This is a genomic window from Protofrankia sp. Cj3, assembly GCF_917627355.1.
Lineage (GTDB): Bacteria > Actinomycetota > Actinomycetes > Frankiales > Frankiaceae > Protofrankia.
The window spans coordinates 21,924-26,900 of the sequence record NZ_CAKJTR010000002.1 but is presented as its reverse complement, the minus strand read 5'-3'; the positions used below and the strand labels follow the sequence as shown (position 1 = coordinate 26,900).

6 protein-coding genes and 1 riboswitch are annotated in these 4,977 nt (G+C 63.7%); of the genes, 4 read left to right on the top strand and 2 right to left on the bottom strand.

Annotated features, from left to right (window positions below; genetic code table 11):
• Positions 1–114 precede the first annotated feature (114 nt).
• Positions 115–1,956: a phosphomethylpyrimidine synthase ThiC gene (gene thiC / locus MJ783_RS00550; RefSeq protein WP_370651386.1), complete on the bottom strand. Its 1,842-nt coding sequence runs from the start codon at positions 1,954–1,956 to the stop codon at positions 115–117.
• A gap of 19 nt (positions 1,957–1,975) precedes the next feature.
• A riboswitch (TPP riboswitch) is annotated at positions 1,976–2,099 on the bottom strand.
• A 255-nt stretch (positions 2,100–2,354) separates the two neighbouring features.
• Here thiC and MJ783_RS23345 point away from each other — a divergent pair.
• The gene (locus MJ783_RS23345; protein ID WP_255720251.1) at positions 2,355–2,489 is read left to right on the top strand and encodes a hypothetical protein; all 135 of its coding nucleotides are present in this window, start codon (positions 2,355–2,357) and stop codon (positions 2,487–2,489) included.
• Positions 2,490–2,526: 37 nt separating this feature from the next.
• On the opposite strand, the gene MJ783_RS23465 is transcribed toward MJ783_RS23345, so the two are convergent.
• On the bottom strand, positions 2,527–2,736 hold the full coding sequence (locus MJ783_RS23465; RefSeq protein WP_370651384.1) for a hypothetical protein: 210 nt from the start codon (positions 2,734–2,736) through the stop codon (positions 2,527–2,529).
• 475 nt (positions 2,737–3,211) lie between these two features.
• On the opposite strand from MJ783_RS23465, the gene MJ783_RS00540 reads away from it, so the two are divergent.
• From MJ783_RS00540 to MJ783_RS00530, 3 genes are all read left to right on the top strand, one after another.
• Positions 3,212–3,448, top strand: a complete 237-nt coding sequence (locus MJ783_RS00540) for a hypothetical protein (protein WP_239307899.1) — start codon at positions 3,212–3,214, stop codon at positions 3,446–3,448.
• Between the two features lie 62 nt (positions 3,449–3,510).
• The gene (locus MJ783_RS00535) at positions 3,511–3,981 is read left to right on the top strand and encodes a DUF6879 family protein (protein WP_239307898.1); all 471 of its coding nucleotides are present in this window, start codon (positions 3,511–3,513) and stop codon (positions 3,979–3,981) included.
• The gene (locus MJ783_RS00530) at positions 3,911–4,831 is read left to right on the top strand and encodes a helix-turn-helix transcriptional regulator (RefSeq protein ID WP_239307897.1); all 921 of its coding nucleotides are present in this window, start codon (positions 3,911–3,913) and stop codon (positions 4,829–4,831) included. The genes MJ783_RS00535 and MJ783_RS00530 overlap by 71 nt, the downstream gene beginning before the upstream one ends.
• Positions 4,832–4,977: the final 146 nt, after the last annotated feature.

Here is a 4,977-nt window from a genome sequence, read left to right as displayed (position 1 = left end):
CCACCAGCCACCAGCCACCAGCCACGTATTACCCAACCGGGTAGCCACAGGTGTCCGGCGCACGGCCTGTCACGGCATCGACAGCAGGCCGTGCGCGCGGCAATCGACGGCAGCTCAGCTGTTGTCCGTGACCGGGAGGTAGATCCGCCCGCCACTGGCGGTGAACTCCTCGGCCTTCTCCCGCATACCCGCCTCGAGCGCCTCGGCGGTCTCCAGCCCGTGGTCGGCGGCGTACTTGCGCACGTCCTGACTGATCCGCATCGAGCAGAAATGAGGGCCACACATAGAACAGAAATGAGCCGATTTGGCCGGCGCCGCGGGCAGCGTCTCGTCATGGAACGCCTGCGCGGTCTCCGGATCGAGCGCGAGATGGAACTGGTCAGCCCAGCGGAAATCGAACCGGGCGTCAGAAAGCGCGTCATCCCATGCCTGAGCTCCCGGATGGCCCTTGGCGAGATCCGCCGCGTGAGCGGCGATCTTATAAGCGATCACGCCGGCCTTGACATCGTCGCGGTCGGGAAGCCCGAGATGTTCCTTGGGCGTGACGTAGCAGAGCATCGCCGTGCCGTACCAGCCGATCATCGCGGCGCCGATCGCGGAGGTGATGTGGTCATAGCCTGGCGCGATGTCCGTAGTCAGCGGACCAAGGGTGTAAAAGGGCGCGTCATGGCACAGTTCGCTCTGCAGCTCCACATTCTCTTTGATCTTGTGCATGGGGACGTGCCCCGGGCCCTCGATCATGACCTGGACGTCGTGCTCCCAGGCCACCGAGGTGAGCTCCCCCAGCGTGGCCAGCTCCGCGAGCTGGGCGGCGTCATTGGCGTCCGCGATCGATCCGGGCCGCAGACCGTCCCCGAGAGAGAATGTGACGTCATAGGCCCGCAGGATCTCGCACAGTTCGGCGAAGTGCGTGTACAGGAAATTCTCCCGGTGGTGAGCCAGACACCAGGCCGCGAGAATCGAACCGCCGCGGGAGACGATCCCGGTCCTGCGCCGCGCGGTCAGCGGAATGTAACGCAACAGCACTCCGGCGTGGACGGTCATGTAGTCCACACCTTGCTCGCACTGTTCGACCACGGTGTCCCGATAGACCTCCCAGGACAGCTCCTCGGCCTTGCCGCCGACTTTTTCCAGCGCCTGATAGATCGGTACGGTCCCGATCGGAACCGGCGAGTTCCGAATGATCCACTCCCGGGTCGTGTGGATGTCACGCCCGGTGGACAGATCCATGACGGTGTCGGCACCCCAGCGGGTCGCCCACACCATCTTGTCGACCTCCTCCTCGATGGACGAGGCCACCGCCGAATTCCCGATGTTTGCATTGATCTTCACCAAGAGTGCCCGGCCGATCGCCATCGGCTCGGACTCCGGATGGTTGATGTTCGCCGGTAGCACCGCCCGTCCAGCCGCGATCTCCGCGCGTACGGTCTCGACTGGCAGGCCCTCGCGCAACGCTACAAACCGCATCTCCCGCGTGATTTCGCCGCGGCGCGCATAGGCCAGCTGAGTGACGGCACGCCCAGGCCGGGCCCGGCGAGATGACCGACCGCCCAGGCCGTCGCCAACGCCAACCGCGGGCCGCGCGCCCTGGCCGATCTCGGTTTCCCGGACGAACGCGCCGTTGCGGACGGTCTCGGTGTCCGCGCGGTCCACGATCCAGGTGTCCCGCAGCGGCGCCAGGCCCCGGCGCACGTCGGTGACCTGACCGGCGTCGGTGTACGGACCGGAAGTGTCATACAGAATGACGCTGTCACCCGTGGACAGAACAACCTCACGCATAGGCACACGCAGGCCGTCCGCGGAACCGACCAGATAGGTCTTGCGGCTGCCCGGCAGCGGACCGGACGTGACCGGCGCGAATTCCCCGGTGGGCACGGTTTTCCCCTTGGGTACGGTTTTTTCAGTGGGCACGGTTTTCCCGGTGGACGCGGCGGCGGATACCTGCGCGGGAGTCAGGGTGGATCGGTCAACGGGTGGCACCACGGCGATGGCTCCCTACGCCGGCATTACCCGGACAGGTTCGGCGGTCGGCGGCACCCGGGTGTGACCCCAGCCGCCCTCTCAGCCTCCTTGTGGCGGAAGCTCCCGCGCTGGCATTGGATGAACTGACGCTTGATCATTAGATGAGCTGACATTGGATGAGCTGACGTTCGATGCGACGCTACGGCAGCCCGGACGCTGCCGCCACCCGATCGGCGAAACAACCGCCGATGACCGCTGAACGTGTCGCAGCGTCACACAATACGGACGTCAGGTGAGATGTATTCCGCGAACGGGTACGCACCTGGGGTCGGCATGCGCATCGCCGTCACGGCGCCAGCCACGTCGGCCGTCCTCTTCCGCCGGGAGCAAATATGATCTTGCTACCATTGCTGCTTCTCTTTCTCGGGATCTTCATCATCGGGCTTGTCCGGGACTGGCGGGATGACACGACACCCGCCGCAGGCGATGTGGGCGCTCCGCGGCCGGACACCCACATAACGACATAAGCGTACAAACGGCACGAAAAAGCAGTACACGCCATGATCACCAGTCGGACGCAATCAACTCCAGGAGGCGGTCCGCGGCGGCCCCGGCCCCACCACCAGCGGCGGCGGCGGCGGCGACAAAATCCTGACGCAACCGCCCGGCCGCTGTGCGGAAGGAGGGTTCGCCTATCGCCCGCAACCGATGCCCGAACAGTTCGAGAGCTTCCACCGTGACCCGAAGAAACCGTCCACCGGACTCCCGTGTCACCGTTCCCAACGAGACCAGCACGTGCTCACGCCGTGCATCGAGCCATTCCCAGGGAAGGCCGGAGCCCCGACAAAAACGTGGTGCCCGGGGAAAGCGGCCGTCCGCAACAACCGGGGCACGGAACACACCAGGGTCAACTGATCGGAGAATCGCAGGTCACTGATGCGTACATCGTGTTCTGGCACGCCCTGGAGACGCTGGAAATCGGCCAAGATAAGCGACATCTCCCAAAGCTCTCACGATCACCACCCGCCAGTAGGGCAAACGTGCGGATCAGAGATTATATCGCACGTGGTGTCGGGTCGGTTGCTACCGTCCGATCATGACCCGAAAGCTGGTTCTATCAAGCGATAGTTGATCTTCATCAACCCTGCCAGAAGGGCGTTGCGTCACATCCCGTCGTTGACCCGCTCGCTTCGGTGCGCCACCATGGACGATGGGAACGCTTCACTAAATTTCTCGCAATGGAGGCCTCATGCGCGCCCGGTTCCTCGGCAAGGACCCTGACTCCCAGGTAGGCAACTCGCCCACCCTGTTCGCCACCGACCGCACCGACCGGGTGACCTACATCGCGCAGGGGTGGAAGGTTACCGACCCGCAGGCGCTCGCGGACGTGGGCGACGTGCCCGACTACGAGACCCTGATCGAGATTCCGGAAGACGTACTCAAGATGTACGCGCGCCGCTACCTGAACAAGGAGGGAGAGCACTGAGCCTGCTCATCGGAGACGAGTTCGGCCAGCTCTTCCACTCCTTCCAGTACACCGCGTTCAGGTTGGAAACCCGCGACACCTACGACGCCGACTACGAGAACGAATCGCTACGCAGGTTCCTCGCAGACGAAGATGACGAGCTGCCGTGGATGCAAGATTGGCTGAAGATGATCCGCGATGCCACCACGGAGGGCAAGCGGTTCACCCGCGTGCGGGTGGTGAGTGTGCCCCTCACTGATTACAGCAGGTTCGGTGTCTGGTGTGCGCAGTTCACCAACGGCGCGGGCGAAGACATCCGCTACCTGCCGAGAGGCAAGGCCGAAGCCGCTGAACTGCCCAGCCACGATTATTGGCTGTTCGACTCACGCAAGCTGGTACGGATGCGCTTCGACGACAACGACGCCTTCTTGGGCGGCGAGGTCATCGAAGACCCCACCGAGATCGTGAAGCACAACTACTGGCATGATGCGGCCTGGCATCACGCCGTACGACGGGATGACTTTGCCACCGAACAACATCTCGGGCAGCTCTAACGTCCACGAGGCCCGTAACGCCCTCGGCAAACGACTCCGCGAGTTGCGCTCGTCCGCTGCTCTCAGCGGCCGGCAGCTCGCGGAGTCGTTGTCGTGGCCGCCTTCCAAGGTGAGCAAACTGGAGAACGGCCGACAGACACCCAGCGACGATGACGTACGCGATTGGACGCGGGCAACCAACGCTGAGGACGAGACAGAAGCGCTCCTCGCTTCGCTGCACACCCTTGAGGTGCAGCACGCCGAGTGGCAGCGCATCCTGCGTACCGGCCTGAAGCCGCACCAACAAGACCTGACCGAGTGGGATCAGAAGACGCGCCTCTTTCGCGCGTTCGAGGCAACGGTGATTCCGGGCCTTCTCCAGACCGCCGAGTACGCGAGGGCTCGCTTCGCTGAGGGCATCCGCCGCTTGAAGCTGCCCAACGACATTAACGAGGCGGTAGCGGCCCGCATGCAGCGCCAGGAGATCCTGTACCGGCCGGACAAGCGATTTCACTTCATCCTGACCGAGGCAGCGCTTAGGTTCCGGCTGTGCCCCACAGAGGTCATGCTCGGCCAGCTCGACCGCTTGGTCTCCCTCTCTCAACTGACCAACGTGCGGCTCGGGATCATCGCCTTTGAGACGCAGTACGCCACCTCGCCGTGGCACGGCTTCTGGATGTACGACAACGAACGAGTGTTGGTCGAAACCTTCAGCGCCGCGCTCGACCTGCGACAACCACAAGAGATCGAGCTGTACGGCAACGCCTTCGAGCAGCTTGCCGCCGTCGCCAGCTACGGTCGAAGCGCTCGGGTGATCATCAGCCGTGTGATTGATGACCTTGCTCCTGAGCCCCAGGAGGATAGCGAGTAGTTTCGCAGCCACCCGGTCGATTGTAATATTTCGAGAAATAACAAGAAACTTTCTATTCACCACCTTCTTTCGTCCCTACTCTCCCGTGAGGGACGCCGGACCGCGTCCGTCCTCAAGGGATTCGGGAGTTGGCCAGGTGATGACCC

Excerpts from the sequence above, each read along its gene's own strand:
- MJ783_RS00540 (WP_239307899.1), top strand. The coding sequence starts at position 3,212 with ATGCGCGCCCGGTTCCTCGGCAAGGACCCTGACTCCCAGGTAGGCAAC.
- MJ783_RS23345 (WP_255720251.1), top strand. The coding sequence starts at position 2,355 with ATGATCTTGCTACCATTGCTGCTTCTCTTTCTCGGGATCTTCATCATC.
- MJ783_RS00530 (WP_239307897.1), top strand. The coding sequence starts at position 3,911 with ATGATGCGGCCTGGCATCACGCCGTACGACGGGATGACTTTGCCACCG.